General features: G+C 58.9%; 18 protein-coding genes. 11 read left to right on the plus strand and 7 right to left on the minus strand.

Annotation, left to right across the window (positions count from 1 at the left end; all coding sequences use genetic code 11):
* The first annotated feature begins 61 nt into the window (after window positions 1–61).
* Genes LC354_RS11125 through LC354_RS11140 form a run of 4 tightly spaced genes read left to right on the plus strand, consistent with a single transcriptional unit; the run spans window position 62 to window position 5,448 of the window.
* Window positions 62–808 carry a Tll0287-like domain-containing protein gene (locus LC354_RS11125; protein WP_223423798.1) on the plus strand — a complete coding sequence of 249 codons (747 nt, stop codon included), beginning with the start codon at window positions 62–64 and terminating at the stop codon, window positions 806–808.
* 14 nt (window positions 809–822) lie between these two features.
* On the plus strand, window positions 823–3,510 hold the full coding sequence (locus tag LC354_RS11130; protein ID WP_223423800.1) for an ATP-binding response regulator: 2,688 nt from the start codon (window positions 823–825) through the stop codon (window positions 3,508–3,510).
* Between the two features lie 18 nt (window positions 3,511–3,528).
* Window positions 3,529–3,894 carry a response regulator gene (locus LC354_RS11135; RefSeq protein ID WP_223423802.1) on the plus strand — a complete coding sequence of 122 codons (366 nt, stop codon included), beginning with the start codon at window positions 3,529–3,531 and terminating at the stop codon, window positions 3,892–3,894.
* Between the two features lie 6 nt (window positions 3,895–3,900).
* A complete protein-coding gene (locus LC354_RS11140; protein WP_223423804.1) occupies window positions 3,901–5,448 on the plus strand; it encodes an adenylate/guanylate cyclase domain-containing protein in 1,548 nt (515 codons plus the stop codon).
* Between the two features lie 188 nt (window positions 5,449–5,636).
* Here LC354_RS11140 and LC354_RS11145 read toward each other — a convergent pair whose 3' ends face one another.
* From LC354_RS11145 to LC354_RS11170, 6 genes are all read right to left on the minus strand, one after another.
* Complete coding sequence (locus LC354_RS11145) at window positions 5,637–6,296, minus strand: aspartate/glutamate racemase family protein (RefSeq protein ID WP_223423806.1); 660 nt, start codon at window positions 6,294–6,296, stop codon at window positions 5,637–5,639.
* Window positions 6,296–7,582 (minus strand): TRAP transporter large permease, encoded by a 1,287-nt coding sequence (locus tag LC354_RS11150; protein ID WP_223423809.1) that lies wholly within the window; start codon window positions 7,580–7,582, stop codon window positions 6,296–6,298. Before LC354_RS11150 ends, LC354_RS11145 begins: the two co-directional genes overlap by 1 nt.
* Window positions 7,582–8,100, minus strand: coding sequence for a TRAP transporter small permease (locus LC354_RS11155; RefSeq protein WP_223423811.1), 519 nt, complete (start codon window positions 8,098–8,100; stop codon window positions 7,582–7,584). Before LC354_RS11155 ends, LC354_RS11150 begins: the two co-directional genes overlap by 1 nt.
* 12 nt (window positions 8,101–8,112) lie before the next feature.
* Window positions 8,113–9,093 (minus strand): TRAP transporter substrate-binding protein, encoded by a 981-nt coding sequence (locus tag LC354_RS11160; protein ID WP_223423813.1) that lies wholly within the window; start codon window positions 9,091–9,093, stop codon window positions 8,113–8,115.
* A 182-nt stretch (window positions 9,094–9,275) separates the two neighbouring features.
* Window positions 9,276–10,121 carry a MurR/RpiR family transcriptional regulator gene (locus LC354_RS11165; RefSeq protein ID WP_223423815.1) on the minus strand — a complete coding sequence of 282 codons (846 nt, stop codon included), beginning with the start codon at window positions 10,119–10,121 and terminating at the stop codon, window positions 9,276–9,278.
* Window positions 10,122–10,339: 218 nt separating this feature from the next.
* Window positions 10,340–11,299 carry a M14 family metallopeptidase gene (locus LC354_RS11170; protein WP_223423817.1) on the minus strand — a complete coding sequence of 320 codons (960 nt, stop codon included), beginning with the start codon at window positions 11,297–11,299 and terminating at the stop codon, window positions 10,340–10,342.
* Window positions 11,300–11,506: 207 nt separating this feature from the next.
* On the opposite strand from LC354_RS11170, the gene LC354_RS11175 reads away from it, so the two are divergent.
* Window positions 11,507–11,761: a hypothetical protein gene (locus LC354_RS11175; RefSeq protein ID WP_223423819.1), complete on the plus strand. Its 255-nt coding sequence runs from the start codon at window positions 11,507–11,509 to the stop codon at window positions 11,759–11,761.
* Between the two features lie 5 nt (window positions 11,762–11,766).
* Here the strand turns inward: LC354_RS11175 and LC354_RS11180 are convergent, their stop codons facing one another.
* Window positions 11,767–12,681, minus strand: coding sequence for a LysR family transcriptional regulator (locus LC354_RS11180; protein WP_223423821.1), 915 nt, complete (start codon window positions 12,679–12,681; stop codon window positions 11,767–11,769).
* A gap of 180 nt (window positions 12,682–12,861) precedes the next feature.
* Between LC354_RS11180 and LC354_RS11185 the strand changes: the two genes are divergently transcribed.
* The 6 genes from LC354_RS11185 (at window position 12,862) to LC354_RS11210 (ending at window position 19,814) form a co-directional block, all read left to right on the plus strand.
* Window positions 12,862–14,445 (plus strand): ABC transporter substrate-binding protein, encoded by a 1,584-nt coding sequence (locus LC354_RS11185; RefSeq protein WP_223423823.1) that lies wholly within the window; start codon window positions 12,862–12,864, stop codon window positions 14,443–14,445.
* Between the two features lie 64 nt (window positions 14,446–14,509).
* Window positions 14,510–15,487, plus strand: coding sequence for an ABC transporter permease (locus tag LC354_RS11190; protein WP_223423824.1), 978 nt, complete (start codon window positions 14,510–14,512; stop codon window positions 15,485–15,487).
* Window positions 15,484–16,404, plus strand: coding sequence for an ABC transporter permease (locus LC354_RS11195; RefSeq protein ID WP_317849308.1), 921 nt, complete (start codon window positions 15,484–15,486; stop codon window positions 16,402–16,404). The genes LC354_RS11190 and LC354_RS11195 overlap by 4 nt, the downstream gene beginning before the upstream one ends.
* Entirely contained in the window at window positions 16,401–17,378 is a 978-nt protein-coding gene (locus LC354_RS11200) for an ABC transporter ATP-binding protein (RefSeq protein WP_223423826.1), read from the plus strand. Before LC354_RS11195 ends, LC354_RS11200 begins: the two co-directional genes overlap by 4 nt.
* The gene (locus LC354_RS11205; RefSeq protein WP_223423828.1) at window positions 17,375–18,379 is read left to right on the plus strand and encodes an ABC transporter ATP-binding protein; all 1,005 of its coding nucleotides are present in this window, start codon (window positions 17,375–17,377) and stop codon (window positions 18,377–18,379) included. Before LC354_RS11200 ends, LC354_RS11205 begins: the two co-directional genes overlap by 4 nt.
* 28 nt (window positions 18,380–18,407) lie before the next feature.
* Window positions 18,408–19,814, plus strand: a complete 1,407-nt coding sequence (locus LC354_RS11210; protein WP_223423830.1) for an amidohydrolase — start codon at window positions 18,408–18,410, stop codon at window positions 19,812–19,814.
* Window positions 19,815–19,828 lie beyond the last annotated feature (14 nt).

The following is a 19,828-nucleotide window of genomic DNA, read 5'->3' on the forward strand; positions in this document are numbered from 1 at the left end:
CCGAACTTTCCTTGCCAAGGTTTCAGAACGGCGTAGACTGGCGGTTTTTGGAGTATGTGATTTGAAAGCGTTCATTTGTCTTCTGGTGATTGCCAGCGCTCTTTGGCTGTCGGCCCCTTTGCACCGGGCGATGGCCCAGACTGCGGATGAAGTGGAAATGGGCAACCGTCTTGCGGCTGTCTTGCGGGCAGGGCGCAGTGTCGTGTCCAACAGTCAGTCCTTGATCAATGATCCGGACATTGCGGACAAGGGTCTGACGGGCGATGTGTTTTATGAACAAGTGATCGAAGCCTATCTGGAAACGAACGGTCAGCATCCGCTTGCAGACGATTTGTCGGACAGGGAGCGCGCACTGACCCTGACGCAGCTGGACGCAATGATCAGTGTAATCGACGAAAGTCAGGGCCTGATCAATGCAGAAGGCCTAGCGTTCAAAGGCTTTATACCTGCTGTCTTTGCAAGACTTGTGAACGAGAAATTCGTTGAAGACATGGCGTCGCAGGCGGTTGTGAAAGTCACGGCGCCCATGAACCTGGTGAGAAACCGCAAGGCGCGCCCGGATGAATGGGAGCGTCAGGTCATCGCGGAAAAGTTTCAGGACAGCGCATGGCCCACAGGCGAGGCGTTCTACGAGGCCACGACGATCAACGGAAAACCTGCGTTCAGGATGCTGATACCGGAGTACTATTCGGAATCCTGCCTCGCCTGTCATGGCGCGCCTGCAGGCGAAACGGATGTGACCGGATTTCCCAAGGAAGGCGGGCAGCTTGGTGATCTGGCCGGTGCGATCAGCATTTCGCTGTTCTGATGGTTGATACGCCGGTGCAAAAACCTTTCAAGAGATGGTTTTCGCAGAATACGATTCCCGTTCGCATCGGGTCGCTGTCCGCTGTTTTGCTGGCGGCTTTGATCCTGAGCACCGGCATTATGGCCTATGATCTGCTGCGCAATCAGGATCGGATATACGACGCGAACGAGGGGTTTCACCGGCTGGAAGTCGCGGGTGCGGCTGATCGGCATTTCGGAGAAATGCGCTATTGGATGACCGATCTGGCGGTCAGCCAACTGACACTCTCCGAGCGCCGTGCGAACGAGGCCCGCGCAAGGCTGGAAGAAAGCCTTGAAGCTTTGAGTGTTTTCGGCCCGGACGCGGCCTCGATGGTGCGTGCGCAGACAGATGAATATTATGAGACATCGCTTAGGGCTGTAGATGCCTATACCGATGGCAACAGGGTTCTGGGAAACACGCTGCTTGCGCAGGCCCGGTTGGCCAGCGATGCGGTTGACGCCACATTTACCGAACTTGTCGATGATCTGTCAGCAAAAGCGGATCAGACCAGTCAGGAGGCCACAAAGGCCGCCCGGTCGGCCCTCTACCGGGCGATCATTGCCTGTCTGGTGATTGTCATTGCGGGCGTTTTTCTGACATGGCGTGCGCTGCGGTCCATTCTGGTTCCGATGCACAGCATCAGCAGCGCGATCACCGGTTTGATCAGCGGCAACCGGGACGTCGAACTGCCTCCTGAAGGGGAGGACGAGTTGGGTCAGATGTCTCAGGCCTTGCGCGCCCTGCGCGACAGCCAGGACAGGCGGCGCATCCTTGAAGAAGAAGCACGCGCGCAACGCAGCACCATTCTGACCGCCATAGAGACCATCCCGGACGGTTTTGCCCTGTTTGACGACAGCGACAGGCTGGTGCTGGTCAACACCCGGTTCCGCAGCATATTCGCCCATGTCCAAGAGATTTTGGAACCCGGCACGCCCTTGGTGGATATTCTGCGGTTACAGATCGAACGCGGGTCCGTCGATCTTGCGGGTAACCCACCGGACGAATGGATCGCCGACCGGGTCCACCAGCACCAGAACCCAAGCGGCAAGGGCCAGGAAGTCTTCATGGGCGGTGCCTGGATACAGGTGTCAAAACGCAAGACACCGGACGGAGGCACGGTGAGCGTGTACAGCGATATCACCGACCTCAAGCAAAAGCAGACGCAGCTTGAAGAGGCCAACAGCCAGGCCATCGCGGCAAGCTCCGCCAAAAGCCAGTTCCTCGCATCGATGAGCCATGAACTGCGCACGCCGTTGAACGCCATCATCGGATATAGCGAAATGCTGTCCGAAGACGCGGCGGAGCTGGGCTTTGACACGGCCATCGAAGACCTCGAAAAAATCATGGCCTCCGGTCGCCACCTGTTGTCCTTGATCAATGACGTTCTTGATCTGTCAAAGATCGAAGCGGGCAAGATGGAGATTTATACCGAGACCTTTGATCTGCACCCGTTGCTGGACGAAGTGGCCGCGACGGTCGCCCCCTTGATCACGAAAAACGGGAACGAACTTGTTCTAAACGTGGATATGCCGACCGGCACGATCGAGACGGACAAGACCAAGTTGCGTCAGAACCTGTTCAACCTGCTGTCCAACGCGGCCAAGTTTACCAAGAACGGGCGCATTGCCTTGAATGTCACCGAAACCGTCAGGCACCAGGAGACGTTCTTTAAATTTGCGGTGGTGGACGATGGCATCGGCATGACGGCGGATCAGAGTCAGAAACTGTTTCAGGCGTTTGTACAGGCCGATCAATCGACCACACGCAACTTTGGCGGAACCGGGCTTGGCTTGGCCATCGCGCAACAATTCACCCGGATGATGGGTGGGGAAATCTCGGTTGAGAGCGCGGACGGCAAGGGGTCAACGTTTTGGTTTGAAATCCCGGCCCGGTTCCATCCCGTGACAGCACCATCGCCCGGCGGTTTACACTCCGGGGATGGGCATGCGATGGGCCGTATTCTGATTGTCGATGACGAGGAGAATGCGCGTTCTGCGGCGTCTGCAATCGTGCGGTCCGAAGGCTACGAGGTCCTTATGGCCGCAAACGCCGAAAGCGGTTTGCACATGGCGCGAACGCATCAGCCGGATGCCATCGTACTGGACGTCATCATGCCCGAAAGGGATGGCTGGTCGATGCTCAAGGAACTGAAAGCAGATCCACTGCTGTGTGAAACGCCCGTCATTCTTGCGACGATTGTCGCAGATCGTGACATGGGGTTGGCATTTGGCGCGGTCGAACATCTCACGAAGCCGATTGATCCGGCAAAGCTGATTGCGACGCTGGATGCGATTGCAAGTGGGCAGGAAAAAGATGTTCTGATTGTCGATGATGACGCTGCCACGCGCAATCTCTTTCGCCGGAGCCTGACCCGCGAAGGATGGACCGTGCGCGAAGCCTCCGATGGCAAGCGCGCACTCAGTTTGCTTGAGCACAGCAAGCCGACGCTCATGGTGCTGGACATCATGATGCCAAACGTGGACGGTTTCGATGTGTTGAAATCCATCAGGTCAAACGAGCGCCTGGCCGATCTGCCCGTGATCGTGGTGACGTCCAAAGACCTGAGCCGCGATGAGTTGTCATGGCTCAAGACACATGCGGGGGAAGTCATTCGCAAAGGCGATACGGGTCGCAGCGATCTTTTGGCTGCATTGAAACGTCAATTGAACCAGTTGCACTGAGCAGGAAAGGATTGTGCCATGCCCTTGATCCTGATCGTTGAAGACAACGATATGAACCTTGATATGCTGTCGCGTCGCCTGGAGCGGAAGGGCTATGAGATTGTGTCCGCCCGCGATGGTCAGGCCGGATTGGATCAGGCTATCAGTACCAAGCCGGATCTGATACTCATGGACATGAGCCTTCCGGTCATGGATGGCTGGGCCGCGACGCGCGCGGTCAAGGCAAACCCTGTGATTGCCCATATCCCTGTTGTTGCCCTGACGGCGCATGCCATGGCCAGCGACCGTGAAAAGGCGCTGGAGGCGGGATGCGACGATTTTTATACCAAACCGATTGAACTGCCGGGCCTGTTGGACATCATCTCCCGGCTGCTGGAAAAATAGAATATCATGGAACCGCCGGACCGACATCACAAGCTGGCTTATGCCGCACGGATTTCGCAAAGGCTCAGCGGTCCGTCAGAGGCGATTACCGGCTTTCTGGATCTGATATTTGTTGAGGTTCAGAACTCTGGTCCCACCGACGCGCTGGAGGATTTGGAGAAAGTGCGCACAGCCGCAGCGCGGCTGGCCCGGATGATTTCCAATCTGACCAATGATCCGCGTGACATTGCCAGCGACGCCGACCTGCAAGTCCGGTTGCGCCACGACCTGCGCTCGCCCATCAATGCGATCATCGGTTACTCCGAAATGATTGCGGAAGACTTCGCAGATGATCTTGCGCCATCTACGCTCCAAGACCTGAATGTCATCTTGCAAGAAGCCCGGCGTCTGACGCTGCGCATCGATGAGGTGGTGGATGGCGCGCTGTCGGACGATAGCGAAGAAGACGTCGTCAATGACGGTCTGATTGCAGAGAGCCTTGAGCGGAGCATCAACGCGGCAAATCCTGACAAAAACGCCCTGACGGGACATATCCTCGTCATCGACGATGAAGCCCCCAACCGTGAAATCCTGAAACGCCAGTTGGAGCGCAGAGGCCACACCGTCAAAGCCGTCGGATCCGCGGCCGAGACCTTTAGCGCCATGCAGGAAGAACAGTTCGATCTTGTGCTTCTTGATATCCTGATGCCTCAGGTTAACGGAATCCAGGTGTTGGAACATATCAAATCCGACGGCGCCCTGCGCGAAACACCTGTCGTCATGGTCTCTGGCCTCAAGGAAACCGGTGCGATTGCGCGCTGTATCAGCATTGGCGCGGAGGACTATCTGCCCAAACCTATCGATCCTGTGTTGCTGCACGCCCGTGTCGACGCCTGCCTTGAGCGCAAGCGCTGGCGCGCCCGCGAAATCGCCTTCAACGAAGAGATAAAATACGAGAAAGACCGCGCTGATACACTGCTGCTATCGATGCTGCCAGCGCCTGTCATTCTCCGGTTGAACAACGGAGAAACCCACATCGCCGACCGCTTCGAAGGCGCCACGATCGTCTTCGCCGACATTGTCGATTTTACACCTCTGGTGGCACGGATTGACGCGAGTGCATTGGTGCGGGAATTGTCCAGCGTGTTTACCGCATTTGACGAACTTGCCCTGCACCATGACATCGAAAAGATCAAAACAATTGGCGACGCCTATATGGCGGCCTCCGGGATCCCCGCAAAGCGCCCCGATCATGCGGAAATTGCCGTCGACTTCGCACGCAGCATGATCCGGCGCATGGGGGACAGTTCGGTCAGCCAGGCGGGCTTGCAAATCCGCGTCGGGGTTCACAGCGGCCCGGTCATCGCCGGACTGATCGGACGGACACGATCCGTCTATGACGTCTGGGGGGAGACCGTGAACCTTGCCAGCCGGTTGGAATCCAGCGGTCAGGCGGGAAAAATACACATTTCGGATGCGACAAGGCGGTCCATCGGCAGACACGTTGCCGCCTGTCAGGCGCATCAGCACAGCGTGAAGGGCATTGGCCCGATCACCTCGTATTTCATCGATTAGGGATCTGGGCCGGTGGCGGACCCGGCCTTCGGCAAACACTGCGAGACCGGTGGCCGCATCTAGGATGGTTTCAACTTGTTGCGAGGGTTGCCGGGGATTGTGTGTCATGCGCGTGCGGAGTGACATCGCACTATGGCTCGGTATTCGGCGCGCACTATGGATTGGCCGCGATTGACCCTGTGATTAAACTAGACGCTTGTCGCGCGATGGATATGGCGTAATTGCTTGATCGCCGATTGCGTGCTGTCGATGACCGGCACAGGGCAACCCGGCTGAATCCGATGCGCCAGTCCCGCGAGGGGCCCTCCACCCAGAACGATGCTTTGCGCCCCATTGGCGGCGCAGGCCCGGCAGAGCACTGACATATGCTCGGCCAACGCGTCCGCAACTTCGCCAGCCGCATGAGTCAAAGGGCCTGGAACGGCGGCAACCTCCATTAACAAATCCGATACGCCATGCCGTTCAGCCATGTGTCGCAGAGAGGGGACGAGTTCGGGTGCGAAAGTGACAATCGAGAAGGGTTTGCCAAAGGCTTTGATGTCGCCAAAGACAGCCTCGGCAATGCCGCGCACGGGTATATCGGGATAGAGGTCGCGCACGGCCGCCGCTCCGGTATCCCCGAATGATGCCAGCACAACGCCGTCAAACGGATCGGCAAAGAGGCGAATGGCCTCGATCACGCCCTGAACGGCGCGTTCGCCGTCGGCCTCCGTCACGATCAGGCGCGGTCCTGACGCCGCCGTAATGGTCGTGACGTGCTCTCCAGGCTCTGCTGCGGCGAGAGCGGCCGCGCGGATCCGGGCTGTCACATCTTCGGACGTGTTGGGATTGACGACAAGCAGCCGCATTACAGGATCACCGATGGCAGCCAAAGGACAATCGCCGGAAACACATTGATCAGCACAAGGGCCACCAACATGGCCCCGATGAACCACAGCATGGAGGGAATGATCTTGGCGATCGAGATCTTGGCAATCGCGCAGGTGATCAGGACAACCGACGCGACGGGCGGGGTTTGCTGTCCGATGCCGAGATTGATTGTGAGTATCAATCCGAAATGCACCCGGTCGATTCCCAGTTGATCCGCCAGAGGGATAAAGATGGGTACCAGCATCAGGATGGCGGGCGTGCCATGAATGATGGTGCCCGCCAGCAGAAAAAATGCGTTGATCGCCAGCAAAACCACCCAGTAATTGTCGGACAAGCCAAGGATCGCCTGGGCGATGTCCTGGGGGATCCTCTGATTGGTCAGATACCAGCCCAGCAAGGTTGAGGTCGCGACGATGAACATCAGCATCGCGCTGCGTTTGCCTGCAATGCGGAACGTGTCGATCAGCTTCGTCCAGCCGATGGTGCGGTAAAAAAAGGCGGCTAGGACGATGGACCAGAAAGCAGCAATCGCGCCTGCCTCAGTCGCGGTAAAGATGCCGCCCAAAATCCCGACCAGAATGAGGATCGGCAGGGTGAGCGGGATCGCGGCATCCTTGCCTGTCGACAGCACTCGCGCAAAGCTGAATGCGCCTTCGGTCGGATAGTTCTTGCGCACCGAAATGAAATAGGCGGTCCCCATCAAGAGTGCACAGACCATGATGCCCGGCAAAATCCCAGCCGCGAAAAGTTCGGCAATAGACGTATTCGAGACGTAGGCGTACAGGATCAGGTTCAGGGACGGGGGCACGATGATCGCCATTGTCGCAGAGGTCGATGTCACCGCAGCCGCAAAAGCCGCCGGATACCCGCGTTTTTTCATCTGTGGGATCATGACAGAGCCAATGGCGGCGGCATCAGACGTGGCCGTGCCGGAAATCTCGGAAAAGAACAGCGATGTCAGGATATTCACATGGGCCAGCCCACCGCGAATGTGGCCGACAAGGCTGGACGCGAAAGCGATAAGCTTCTCTGCGATCCGTCCTTGGTTCATCACCTCTCCGGCGATCATGAACAAAAGGGCCGCAACCAGCAGATAGTTGTTGGCGCCGCCGAAGGGGATCAGCCCGATGATCTGCGGTACGACGGCGGGATCGAGCAGGATCATGGTGGCCGCCGTCACACCAAGTACAAAGGCGATGGGCAATCCCGCGATCAGGAGCACAACGAGCAAGATCAGAATTATCCATCCGGGATCAAGGAACATTACGCGTCGCTTTCTGGAAGCAGGTCGTCGGGATCGATCTGGCCCGTCAAAAGACCGACAAGGCGGACCAGACTGAACGCCGTAATCAGTGCGCCGCCCAAAGGCATCGCGGCTCGGAACAACATCATCGGCATGTCCACCGAAATCAATTGGCGTGCTCCGAAACTCAGCGCCGCGATGCCGCCATACCAGGCCAGAAGAGCGCCAAAGGCGGCCATCAGAATCAAATTCATGGCCATCACGCCGCGCTTCATTTTGTGTGGCATGACGCGCACGACCGCATCAAAGCCCAGGTGCTCGCTGGTGCGGGTCAGATAGGCGGCACCAATAAAGGTCAGAACGGCGAGGACATGCGCAGGCAGTTCTTCGGACCAAGACACCGAATTGTTCAAAACAAAGCGTGCAAAAACCGCGTAATTCAACAAGCCGAACAAGAGCACGGCGAGCGCGATGACCGCCATGTCCAGGGCGCGTGTCAGCCAGATGTCAATCCGGGTGACGATGGAGGTGAAACGCACCACCCGCTTGCCTTAGTTGATGCCAAGGGATGACCGCGTGGCGGCGATCATTTCTGCGCCGATGACATCCACGAACGTGGCGCTTTCGTAAAGCGGTGCGGAGGCTGCCTGAAAGGCCGCAAAGTCAATCTCGTTTACCGCCAGCTTGTCGGAGAGGGCCGCGATAACCTCGGCGTCGGTGGTTTCTCCCCACTCAAAAGTCCAGTCGGCGACGCCCGCGGCGACAGTCATGGCGGCCTCTTTCAGGGCCGGATCAAGCGTTGCGAGATATGGTTCTCCGAACACGAGGAACGTCGGCAGATAGACGTGGTTCGACAGCGACATATATCCCTGAACTTCAAACAGCTTTGCGCTGTCAACCACTTGCGCCGGGTTCTCCTGGCCGTCGATGACGCCTTGATCCAGCGCCGAATACACTTCACCAAAAGACAGCGGCGTCGCGTTCGCGCCCAGCGTATTGAACATTTCAACACGTTGACGGCTGGTTGGCGTGCGGATCTTCAAACCTTCCAGATCGGCAGGCACGACGATCGGACGCACGTTGTTGGTAATCTGGCGAAAGCCGTTGTCCCACATGGCGGCAAGCACCATACCGCTGCCGTCAAACCCCTCGCGCAGCATGTCGCCCGCGGGGCTGGCGGCAAAGGCCTTGACGGCCGCACGGTCTTCGAAAAGGTAGGGGAGATCGAAGATCGCGGTGCGGGTGTTTATCTGTGCGATGGCAGACGCAGACAGAGACGCATGGTGTGTGCCAAGGCCAAGGCCCTGCAAGACGTCCTCTTCGGAGCCAAGCGTGTTGGACATGAAGATCTGGACGTCGATGCCACCATCGGTGGCAGCCTCCAGTTGTTTTTCATATTCCAGCAAGAAAACATGGGCAAAAGAGCCTTCCGGCAAAGACGAATTGATCTGAAGCACGCTTTGAGCAGCACCCAGAGTGGGTGCAGCCAGTGTGATCGTGACGGCGAAAAGGGAATTTCTCAAGACAGTCATCGAAGGGTTCCTCTGGTTCAGTCGTGGGTTCATTGCCAGCAGTGTGAAATTTTTTTTACCCTTGAGCCCACAAGGAAAACAATTTTTCTTAAATAAGGTGGTCGCATTGCCGGCAATTGCCCAAAAAATGGGCCTGCCATGCTAAAATGGGAGCGTCATGCGGAGGCGCAGGGCCGATGTGCCTACAATTCGTCCAGCGAATCGTGCAGGTCTTCGATCGTGCTCAGGCGCTGTCTGCCGGAGTTGCCTGCACCTTCGATGACCTGAGAGGCGAGCATTCCACACAAGGCCATCACCCCGACATGATTGAAGATCGGGCCGGTGGCGGCCGTCGCGCACGGCAGGTGCCAGCGCGCGCGCATGTCTTCCAGACCGACGACATCCCCGATGATGGTAACAGACGCACCCGTATTGTTCAGCAACGCAGGAAGCGTTCCGAGAATTTTGGGCGGGCGGCGCAGTGCAAACAAAATCACACAGTCGTCCGGCCCGATTGCTGCAAGGCTTTCCGCCATCGTTTCTCCATCTCTGGGAAGCACCAGAACGTCAGAGCGGGCTTGCAGAACCTGCCAACCCAAATAGCGTGCAAACGGCTGGCCCGCGCGAAAGCCGAGCACCCAGAGCCGACGCGCGCTCAACATCCTGGAGACAAGCTCAGCCAGTGTCGCATCAGTGATTTGCAACAGCGAACGCTCGACGTTGAGGCGCGACTGTTCGACATAGCGCGCCGCAAGCCCGTCTTGTGGCGTATCATCATTGGCGACGCGCAAAAGGGCCGCGCCATCCATTTGCTCGGCCCGGACCGCTTGTCGGGCCTCATCAAAAGACGCATACCCGATCTTGCGCACAAACCGTGTGACTGTCGCATTGGAAACCTGCGCAAGCTGTGCAAGTTCCGTCGCGCTGTAGCTTGCAATCTGGCCCGGAAAATTCAGGATCGCATCCGCCAACCGCTTTTCGCTGGGATGCAATGTGTCTGTGGATCCGCGAATGCGAGAAATGAAGGAGGATTTACGGGGTTCGGACATGAACTGGATCGTAGACTCTGGACGTACAAAGAGACAAGGGCGCGGTGAGGCAGGCCATCGCAAACCGCAGGCAAAGATGCATAAATAGATGCCTATTGGAATGCGCCATGGCTGCTATCGTCCTGTGCACGGATCATGGCCTGTTCTGCATGTTCTGGTGATGCAGCCGCGCGAAAAATCCGCGCGGGTTGCATAAATGCGGCCGGATCCGGCGCAGGTCATTGGGTGTCCGGCGTTGCCAGCCTGACCGCAGTCTGCCCTTTCCAAAGCCGCTTTGATGGCATGACAAGCATCGTGTTATCGGCTGTTGTAAAGATAGCGCTGTCGCCGTCATGGCCGATCAGCGTGCCCGTTTCGGAAATGATCTCACCGCCTGTAAAAGGCTGCGCAAAACGAAATGCCTCGCTCTCGATGGTGACGGCTTCGACAACCGTGAAGCATTTTTGCGCCGGCGCGTCAGCGTATTCTGCAAGGACGTCCATGGTGAGGGTTCCGGTCGCGACGAGGAACCGAAGCATCGATTCGTGGGCCAAGGCACCGGCGGCCGCTTCCCAATGCTGCCCACATTCGATCAGGAGCGCGGTCTTGGCCGAGGTCGGATCGTCGAAGTCGCCATAATCGCGCATCCGACGGCCTGCGGCGTGACCGGCATCGCCGACGACACGTTCCGGCACACCGACCTTCCTGGCGAGGTCCTTCGCGCGGACGTGGCGGCCTGTCATCATCAAAGGCGGCGCGAGATGTTGCATGCTGTGGATGTCGAGCAGGACGTCGATGCCGTCCAATATGGGACGCAACTCGCGGGCGCGCTCAAGCTCGCTGCTGCTGCGATCGCTGTCCAGAACGCTTTTGTCCCAAACTCGGTTCATGTCTTCGTCCATCCAACGGGTGGCATTCGGATCCGCCGGATCGAAAGCGCGGTAGGCGGCGACATTGACGAAAGCCAGCGTCAACAAGCCTGCGACCGGTCGGATCTGCTGGCGCAGAAGCCAATCGAGCGCAATGGCCCCGCAGGGCTCGTTGCCATGAACGATCGCGCTGACCATGACGTTCGGTCCCGGAACTCCACTGTCGAACTGCCAGACGAAGGGGACGCCGGTATTGCCGGTGGCATAGGGCTCGATATCAGGTGTTGGAAGCTCGACCGGGTAGTCGTTCGGGATACTGATCTTGTGCATCGCTTCGTGTTCCTTCTTGCTGTGCTGTGCTGGGGAGAGGCGATCAGATGAACGCGCCTTGGGCCGACCTGCTTGCCGCCATTCTTGAAACAAACCGATGCGCAATGCCAGCGTCAGCGGAGGATTTCCACTCTGTCGCATGGCCGAAAGGGGCCTTGCGCCCTGTAGTCTTGTCGCCGTCACCCGGCCGAACCGATGCAAAGGTCGATGCGCAAAAAGGTGATCGTTGCGATCAATCCCGACTACTTCCAAATCGTGGGGCTGGGTCTGAGCGCAGAGCGAACCATCGTCCTCACAAGTTTGCGGACATTTCCAAGGGGCTTCGTCGGGTGCTTTGACACGTCGCAGGTTCAAGATGTGGCCATCGCCATTCAGACCAGCCCGTTCCTAGCGTTCCGGCTGCTGCGACATCTGCCCCGCGCGAATTTCCCGAGGAATTCGGTCACGGTCCGAGAGGGCTGAGACCCTCAGTCCGCAGGGTCCGAATAGGGGTCCTTGGGTGTTGTGTCGCGGATGAACTGCATGAATTGCCGCGCCAGTTGCGTTGGCGGACGCCCGGCGGGCAGAACAAAGCTAGTGCTGTAGTGAATGGCCGCGTCAAAGGGCCTGATCTCAATGCCCGCAAATCCCGCCGACAAAAGCGGAAAGGGATTGATCAAAGTGACCCCCAAACCCTCTCGGACCAGTTCGAGAGCTGTCATCGCGGTTGCGGTTTCGGCGACCCGCCGCGGGGTCGCTCCCGCTTTCATCAAGACTTGATCGGTGATCGCACGCGTCCCGATCCGTCTGAGAAACTCTATGGTGTCGACGCCGTCCAGATCCTTTGGCTCCACCCTCTTCCTGGCGGTCAGCGGGTGGCCGATCGGCATGGCGCAGACGACCTGACTGCGACGCCAAGGGACAAGAGTGACCCCGGAGCGTCGGATCATCGCACTCGACAGCCCGAGATCATAGCGCAGATCGAGGATGCCCGAGACGAGGGCGTCCGTCGCTTGTATGTCCATCTGCAACCGCGTTCCCGGATTGGATTTGAGAAATCCTGCGACTCGCGAGATCACGAAATGCTGGGCGAGCGCGGGCGGGATGATCAATCGCAGCGGCGCTTCTTCGGGTGCGGCCCAGTCTGCGCCTTCGATCTTGGCCAGTGTCTCGAAAATCGGGTCCAGTGTGTCGTTGAGGCGCAGCGCCTCCGCCGTGGGTTCTATCCGACCCGATGTTCGCACAAACAAGGATTGACCAACCCGGGCTTCAAGCTGCGAGAGAGCGCGGCTGACGGCGGACTGCGACACCCCAAGTCTGTGTGCGGCACCGATGGTCGTGCCTGTGGTGACGATGGCGCGCAGAGATTCCAATTCACGCAGCCTGTGGCGATGTGTGGTCATTTTCCTCCTTGGTGAGAGCCCGCTTTTTGATCGGGTTTCGTGACTCGATGAACCTTATGCGAAAAAGCATAGCATTGCATATTGGCAATGTTTTTCATGGTAGATAGCATCGGTCGGGTGGCGCAAGCCCGGACAAGGGTCTGGAGAAAAAAAGCGCCGAACGAACAGCGGAGTATTCACATGAAGAAAATGACCAAAGCGACGGTCGCCGCCGCGAGCATTCTCGCGCTCGGCGCTGGGGCGGTTGCGGCAGAAAAACTGACAATCGGCCTCGCCTCGGAACCCACGGCCATGGATCCACATTTTCATAACCTTGGCCCGAACAACGCCATGACGCTTCACATCTTTGACCGTCTGGTCGATCAGAATGAGAAGCAGCAACTTGTTCCCGGGCTGGCGGTGTCGTGGAAACCGATCGACGATCTGACATGGGAATTCAAACTGCGCGAAGGTGTGAAATTCCATGATGGCAGCGACTTCACTGCCGACGATGTCGTCTGTACCGTCGAGCGGGCGCCGAATGTACCAAACTCGCCGTCCAGTTTCGGAACCTATCTGAAAGGCAAGTCGGTCGAGAAAGTCGACGATTACACTGTCCATTTCAAGACCGCGGAACCTTATCCGCTGATGGCAAACGACATTTCGACCATTCGGATCATCTCCGATGAGGTCGGGTGCGGTGCTGCGACGGAGGATTTCAACAGCGGTGTGGCAGCTGTCGGCACCGGTCCGTTCAAATTCGTCAGCTATACGCCGGGCGCAAGCATCGTGATGGAGCGGAACGACGCATATTGGGGTGAGGCTCCGATCTGGTCGGAGGTCGAATTCCGCCCGATCTCGTCCGGTCCCAGCCGCGTTGCAGCACTTTTGGCGGGCGATATCGACATGATCGCTTCGGTACCCACCACCGATATCACGACGTTGGCGGCCAATGATGAAATCCAGCTCAGCCAGGGTGTTTCAAACCGCGTCATCTACCTCCACATGGACCAGTTCCGCGAAGACTCGCCTTTCATAACGGCAAATGATGGCAGCGACATCAAGAACCCGCTGATGGACGTCCGCGTGCGCAAGGCCATCAGCATGGCGATCAGCCGCGATGCGATTGTCGACAGGGTGATGGAAGGTGTCGCGTTGCCCGCAGGTCAGCTGCTGCCAGAGGGATTCTTTGGCGTGTCCGACAACCTTGAGGTTGTCGCCTATGATCCCGACGGCGCCAAGGCGCTTCTGGCCGAGGCGGGCTATCCCGACGGCTTCCAGATGACGATCCACGGCCCCAATGACCGCTATATCAACGATGCAAAAATTGCGGAAGCCGTTGCACAGATGTTGACGCGGGTGGGTATCAGGACTGCCGTGGAGACGATGCCGCGTTCGGTTTATTTCGGGCGCGCGTCGCGCGGTGCCGAAGGTGATCTGCCGGAGTTCAGCTTTATCCTTGTGGGATGGGGTGCCGGGTCCGGTGAGGCGTCTTCGCCCCTCAAATCGCTGATCCACACCTTCGATACGGACAAGGGTTTCGGGTCTGCGAACCGGGGTCGTTATTCGAACGCCGAGACAGATGCGCTGATCGAAGAGGCCTTGCGCACGGTCGACGATGCCAAGCGGCAGGAACTTCTGGCGGCCGCGACGGAAAGTGCGATCGAGAATGTCGCGATCATCCCGACGCATTTCCAGGTGAACACCTGGGCGGCGCGCAAGGGCCTGCGCTATACGCCGCGCACCGATGAGTACACACTCGCCATCGGTGTCACGAAAGACTGATGACCTGACAATCGTCGGGCCGTCTTTGACGGGCGGCCCGTTCCCCTTTTGAAGGTCTGATCTCATGACCGTTTTTGTCATCCGTCGGCTGCTTCAGGCGCTGCTTGTCGTTTTCCTGATGTCGCTGATCGTCTTCTTTGGCGTTAACGTCGTCGGTGATCCGGTCTATATGCTCGTCAGCCCCGATGCGGATCAGGCTGATATCGCCGCCGCCATCCAGCGCCTCGGTCTCGACCGCCCGATCTGGGAGCAGTACCTGTTGTTTCTCAAGGGCGCGGCGCAGGGAGATCTGGGCGACAGTTTCATCTTCGGCGAGCCCGCACTGCAACTCATTCTGCAACACATGCCGGCGACGATGGAACTGGCATTCACCGCCCTGTTTCTGTCCATCGCCATCGGCATTCCCCTGGGCCTTTATGCCGGGCTCTATCCCGACAATCCGATCTCCAAGGGGATCATGGCCACCTCGATCCTGGGGTTTTCGTTGCCGACATTCTGGGTCGGCCTGATGCTGATCATGCTGTTCGCGGTCGAGTTGGGATGGGTCCCGGCCACCGGACGCGGTGATCTCGGCTCGTTTCTGGGGATCAGGAGCAGTCTGTTCACCCTTGACGGGTTGAGCCATATCTTCCTGCCCGCCCTGAACCTTGCGTTGCTGAAAATCTCGCTGGCCATCCGCCTGACACGTGCAGGCGTGCGCGAGGCCATGGGGCAGGACTATGTCAAATATGCCCGCGCCAAGGGGCTGTCGACACGTCGGATCATCTTTGTCCACGTGATGAAGAATATCATGATTCCGGTCGTCACGGTCATGGGGCTGGAATTCGGCAGCCTGATCGGGTTCTCGGTCGTGACGGAAACCATTTTTGCGTGGCCGGGGATGGGCAAACTGTTGATCGATGCGATCTTGCAACTCGACCGACCCGTGGTCGTTGCCTACCTGATGATCATGGTCCTGTTCTTTGTCCTCATCAATCTTATCGTGGACATCCTGTATTCCATTCTCGACCCGCGGGTCCGTCTGCAGGATCAGGGATCATGACCGATATGACATCCACCAGCACACCGGCAGATATGACTGCAAAGGTCGAAACGCCCTTTCAGAGCTTTCGGTCCGAGTTTTTCGAAAGCAAGATTGCGACCGTAGCGCTTGGCCTGCTCGGGGTCATTATCCTTCTGGCAGTGCTGGCGCCGTGGATCACACCGCAGAACCCCTATGATCTGGGACAGGTCGACGTGATGGATGGGCGGCTCGCTCCCGGATCGGAGGCATTTGCAGGCTACACGATGTGGCTCGGGTCGGACGGCGCGGGCAGGGATCTTTATTCGGCCATTCTCTATGGGTTGCGGATATCGCTGACGGTTGGCGTGGCGTCGGGGGTGATCGCGCTGCTGATCGGCATGACGATCGGCCTGGTGGCCGCCTATGCCGGTGGGCGGATCGAAGCGATCATCATGCGGATCGTGGACTTGCAATTGTCTTTCCCGGCCTCGCTCGTGGCGTTGATGCTTGTCGCGGCCCTTGGCAAGGGCGTCGACAAGATCATTCTGGCGCTGGTCGTTGCTCAATGGGCCTATTATGCGCGGACGGTGCGGGCCACCGCACTTGTTGAACGCAACAAGGAATATGTCGAAGCTGCGCAATGTCTGGGGCTGTCGCGCGCGCGCATCGTGTTCCGCCATATCCTGCCCAATTGCATGGCCCCTTTGATCGTGGTGGGCACGGTTCAAACCGCCAGTGCGATCTCGCTCGAGGCCACGCTCTCGTTTCTGGGTGTCGGACTGCCGCAAACGGAGCCCTCGCTTGGCGTCCTCATCGCCAACGGGTTTGAATACATGTTGTCCGGGCGCTACTGGATTTCGATTTTTCCGGGGCTGGCCCTTTTGCTGACGGTCGTGTCGATCAATCTCGTCGGTGATCAGCTGCGCGACGTGCTGAATCCGAGGATGAAGAAATGACCGCCGTTCTCGAAGTCAGTGGTCTGAAGACCCATTTTTTCACCCGCGGCGGGGTCGTGAAGGCCGTTGATGGCGTCGATTTCTCGGTCGCGCGCGGCGAAATCATGGGGCTGGTCGGCGAGTCCGGATCGGGCAAGTCGATCACCGGCTTCTCGATCCTTGGCCTGATAGACCCGCCGGGCCGGATCGTCGAAGGCGCGATCCGGTTCAATGGCGAAGATATCGCTCAGGCTTCGCAACAGCGTCTGGCGGGTCTGCGCGGCAATCGTATCTCGATGATCTTTCAGGATCCGATGATGACGCTCAACCCGGTTCTGCGCATCGACACCCAGATGATCGAGGCCATCCTTGCCCATGAGAAAGTCGACCGCCGCACCGCGTGGGAGCGCAGCCGCGATGCACTTGGTCTCGTTGGGATTCCCTCGCCGGAAGAGCGATTGCGTGCCTATCCGCATCAACTATCCGGGGGCATGCGCCAGCGGGTGGCGATTGCGACGGCCTTCCTGAACAAACCCGATCTGGTCATCGCGGATGAGCCCACCACGGCGCTTGATGTCACGATTCAGGCGCAGATCATTTACGAGGCACAGAAACTGACCAAGCACACCGGCACGGCGATGGTCTGGATCACGCATGACCTGGCTGTGGTTGCCGGTTTGGCCGACAGGATATCGGTCATGTATGCGGGCCGGATTGTCGAACAAGGCGACACCGATGACGTCATTGATCACCCCCTTCATCCCTACACCGTGGGCCTTCTGGGCTCGGTCCCGAGCGCCAACAAGCGGGGTGCGCGCCTCTACCAGATCGAGGGGATGACGCCGAATATGCTGGCCCTTCCTGATGGCTGTGCGTTTGGCCCGCGCTGTGGCATGCGGACGGCGGCCTGTGCCGCGCAGCCGGATGTCGAAGACGTGGCAGAGCGACGCCTGCGGTGCTTTAACCCTCAAGGTCTGGCCGAGGCACGCCCATGACAGAGCCGCTCGTCGAAATCCGCAATGTCTCGAAACGATTTACCAAACGGCTGGATGTCGCGGGCAAGATTGCCCGTCGCCTCGGGGCAAATATCCGTGAAGAAACGGTCCACGCGGTCGATAAAGTCTTGCTTGCAATCCAACCGGGCGAAGTGGTCGGCCTCGTCGGTGAATCCGGCTGCGGAAAATCCACGCTGGGCCGGGTCGTCGCGGGCATCCACGCTGCCAGCGATGGTCAGATGTTTTATGAGGGCAGGGACGTGGCCACCTTGCGCGGCGCGGACAGGCGTGCTGCCACGCTGGCGATTCAGATGATCTTTCAGGATCCTTTTGCCAGTCTCAACCCGCGCATGCGGGTCGAGGACATCATTGGTGAAGCGCCGCGCATGCACGGGATCGTCAGCACGGCCGAGTTGTCGGACTATGTCGATGACGTCATGCAGAAAGTGGGCCTCGATCCATCGCTCAAGCGCCGCTACGCTCACCAGTTCTCCGGCGGGCAACGCCAGCGGATCGGCATTGCGCGCGCACTTGCGGTCAAGCCGAAATTCCTGGTCTGCGACGAGGCAATCGCGGCGCTGGACGTTTCGATTCAAGCGCAGGTCATCAACCTTTTCATGGACTTGCGCGAAGAATTGGGCCTGACCTACCTCTTCATCAGCCATGACCTCAGCGTGGTCGAGCATATCGCAGACCGGGTCGCGATCATGTATCTGGGCCGGATCGTCGAAAGCGCTTCCACCGAAGAGATTTTCGCCGATCCGCGCCACCCCTATACTCAGGCGCTTTTGGCCGAAGCGCCCCGTTTGGACCAACGCCGCCGGGACTTTACGCCGATCAAGGGGGAAATCCCGTCACCGCTCGATCCGCCCCCGGGGTGTACCTTCCATCCGCGTTGCGTACGCGCCACGGAGGCCTGTCGGCGCATCGTGCCAGAGTTGAAAGCCGGCCCGGACGGCCGTCAGACCGCCTGTCTTCTGGAACACGGAGATGCGGTATAAATACCCAGCAGATGTCATGGAGATCAAGATGAAGAACGCAGACCCGATCTGGGATCATGTCGACCGCCACCGCGATGATTTCATCGCCCTCTCCGATCGTGTCTTTGACACTCCCGAGACGCTCTATGCGGAGTATGAATCCGTGGCCGAACACAAGCGCATGCTGGAGGCGCAAGGCTTCAGGATCACCGAACACGCAGCGGGCATCCCGACGGCTGTGATCGGCGAGGCCGGAGACGAAGGCCCCGTTATCGCGATCCTCGGTGAGTTCGACGCGCTGCCCTATCTCAGCCAGGCTCCGGGCGTCGCTGATCACACGCCTTTGGAAGAAGGTGGCAACGGGCATGGATGTGGTCACAACCTGCTGGGGGCTGCAGCCCTTCTGGCCGCGACTGCGGTCAAGGACTGGCTGTCCGAGAACGGGATCAAGGCCCGCGTGCGCTATTATGGCTGCCCTGCGGAAGAAGGGGGGGCTGCGAAAACCTATATGGTGCGCGAAGGGCTGTTCGACGATGTGGATGCTGCAATTTCGTGGCACCCCGCCACGTTTACAGCCGTCAATGAAGCGGCGTCCTTGGCCAATACACGGATCGATTTTACCTTTCACGGCAAGGCCGCGCATGCGGCTGGCGCGCCGGAGCTTGGCCGTTCGGCACTGGACGCAGTCGAGTTGATGAATATCGGGGTCAACTATCTGCGCGAGCATATTCCGGACAGCGCGCGGGTGCATTATGCGTACCTTGATGCCGGTGGCGTGGCGCCAAACGTTGTGCAGGCCAAAGCGACAGTACGGCAATTGGTCCGCGCCAGCACCTTGCCCGAGCTACACGACCTGATCGCCCGTGTGCGCAAGATCGCGGATGGGGCGGCCCTCATGACCGAAACCCGGGTCACCAGCCAGGTGTTTTCGGGCGTCTCGAACCTGTTGGGCAATCGCCCCCTCGAAGAGACCATGCAGTCCGAACTTGAAAAGCTCGGGCCGGTGCCTTTTGATGCGGCGGATCGTGATTTTGCAATCGAGATACAGAAGAGCCTGACGCCTGCGGACATCGCCGCGACCTTCAAGCGGATCGGGACAAAACCGCAGGCGGGTCTCGTGCTCTGTGATTTCGTCGCACCTCTGGACCGGCAACGCGAAGGCGGCGAAGGCTCCACGGATGTCGGCGATGTCAGTTGGGCCGTCCCGACGGTTCAGGCGCGTGTCGCGACCTGTGCCATCGGAACACCGTTTCACACTTGGCAAACCGTCGCACAAGGCAAGGCCCCCGCCGCGCACAAGGGTATGATTTATGCCGCCAAAGCGATGGCCGCGACAGCCTGTCGACTGATCGAAGATCCCTCTCTGACCAAGGCGGCAAAAGAGACGCATCGCGATCATCTGGCCGAAACGCCTTATACATGTCCGATACCGGATGACGTTCACCCGCCGGTCTGAGCGGTGAAATTGCC

The organism is Tateyamaria pelophila (genome assembly GCF_019966495.1).
GTDB classification, from domain to species: Bacteria; Pseudomonadota; Alphaproteobacteria; order Rhodobacterales; family Rhodobacteraceae; genus Tateyamaria; species Tateyamaria pelophila.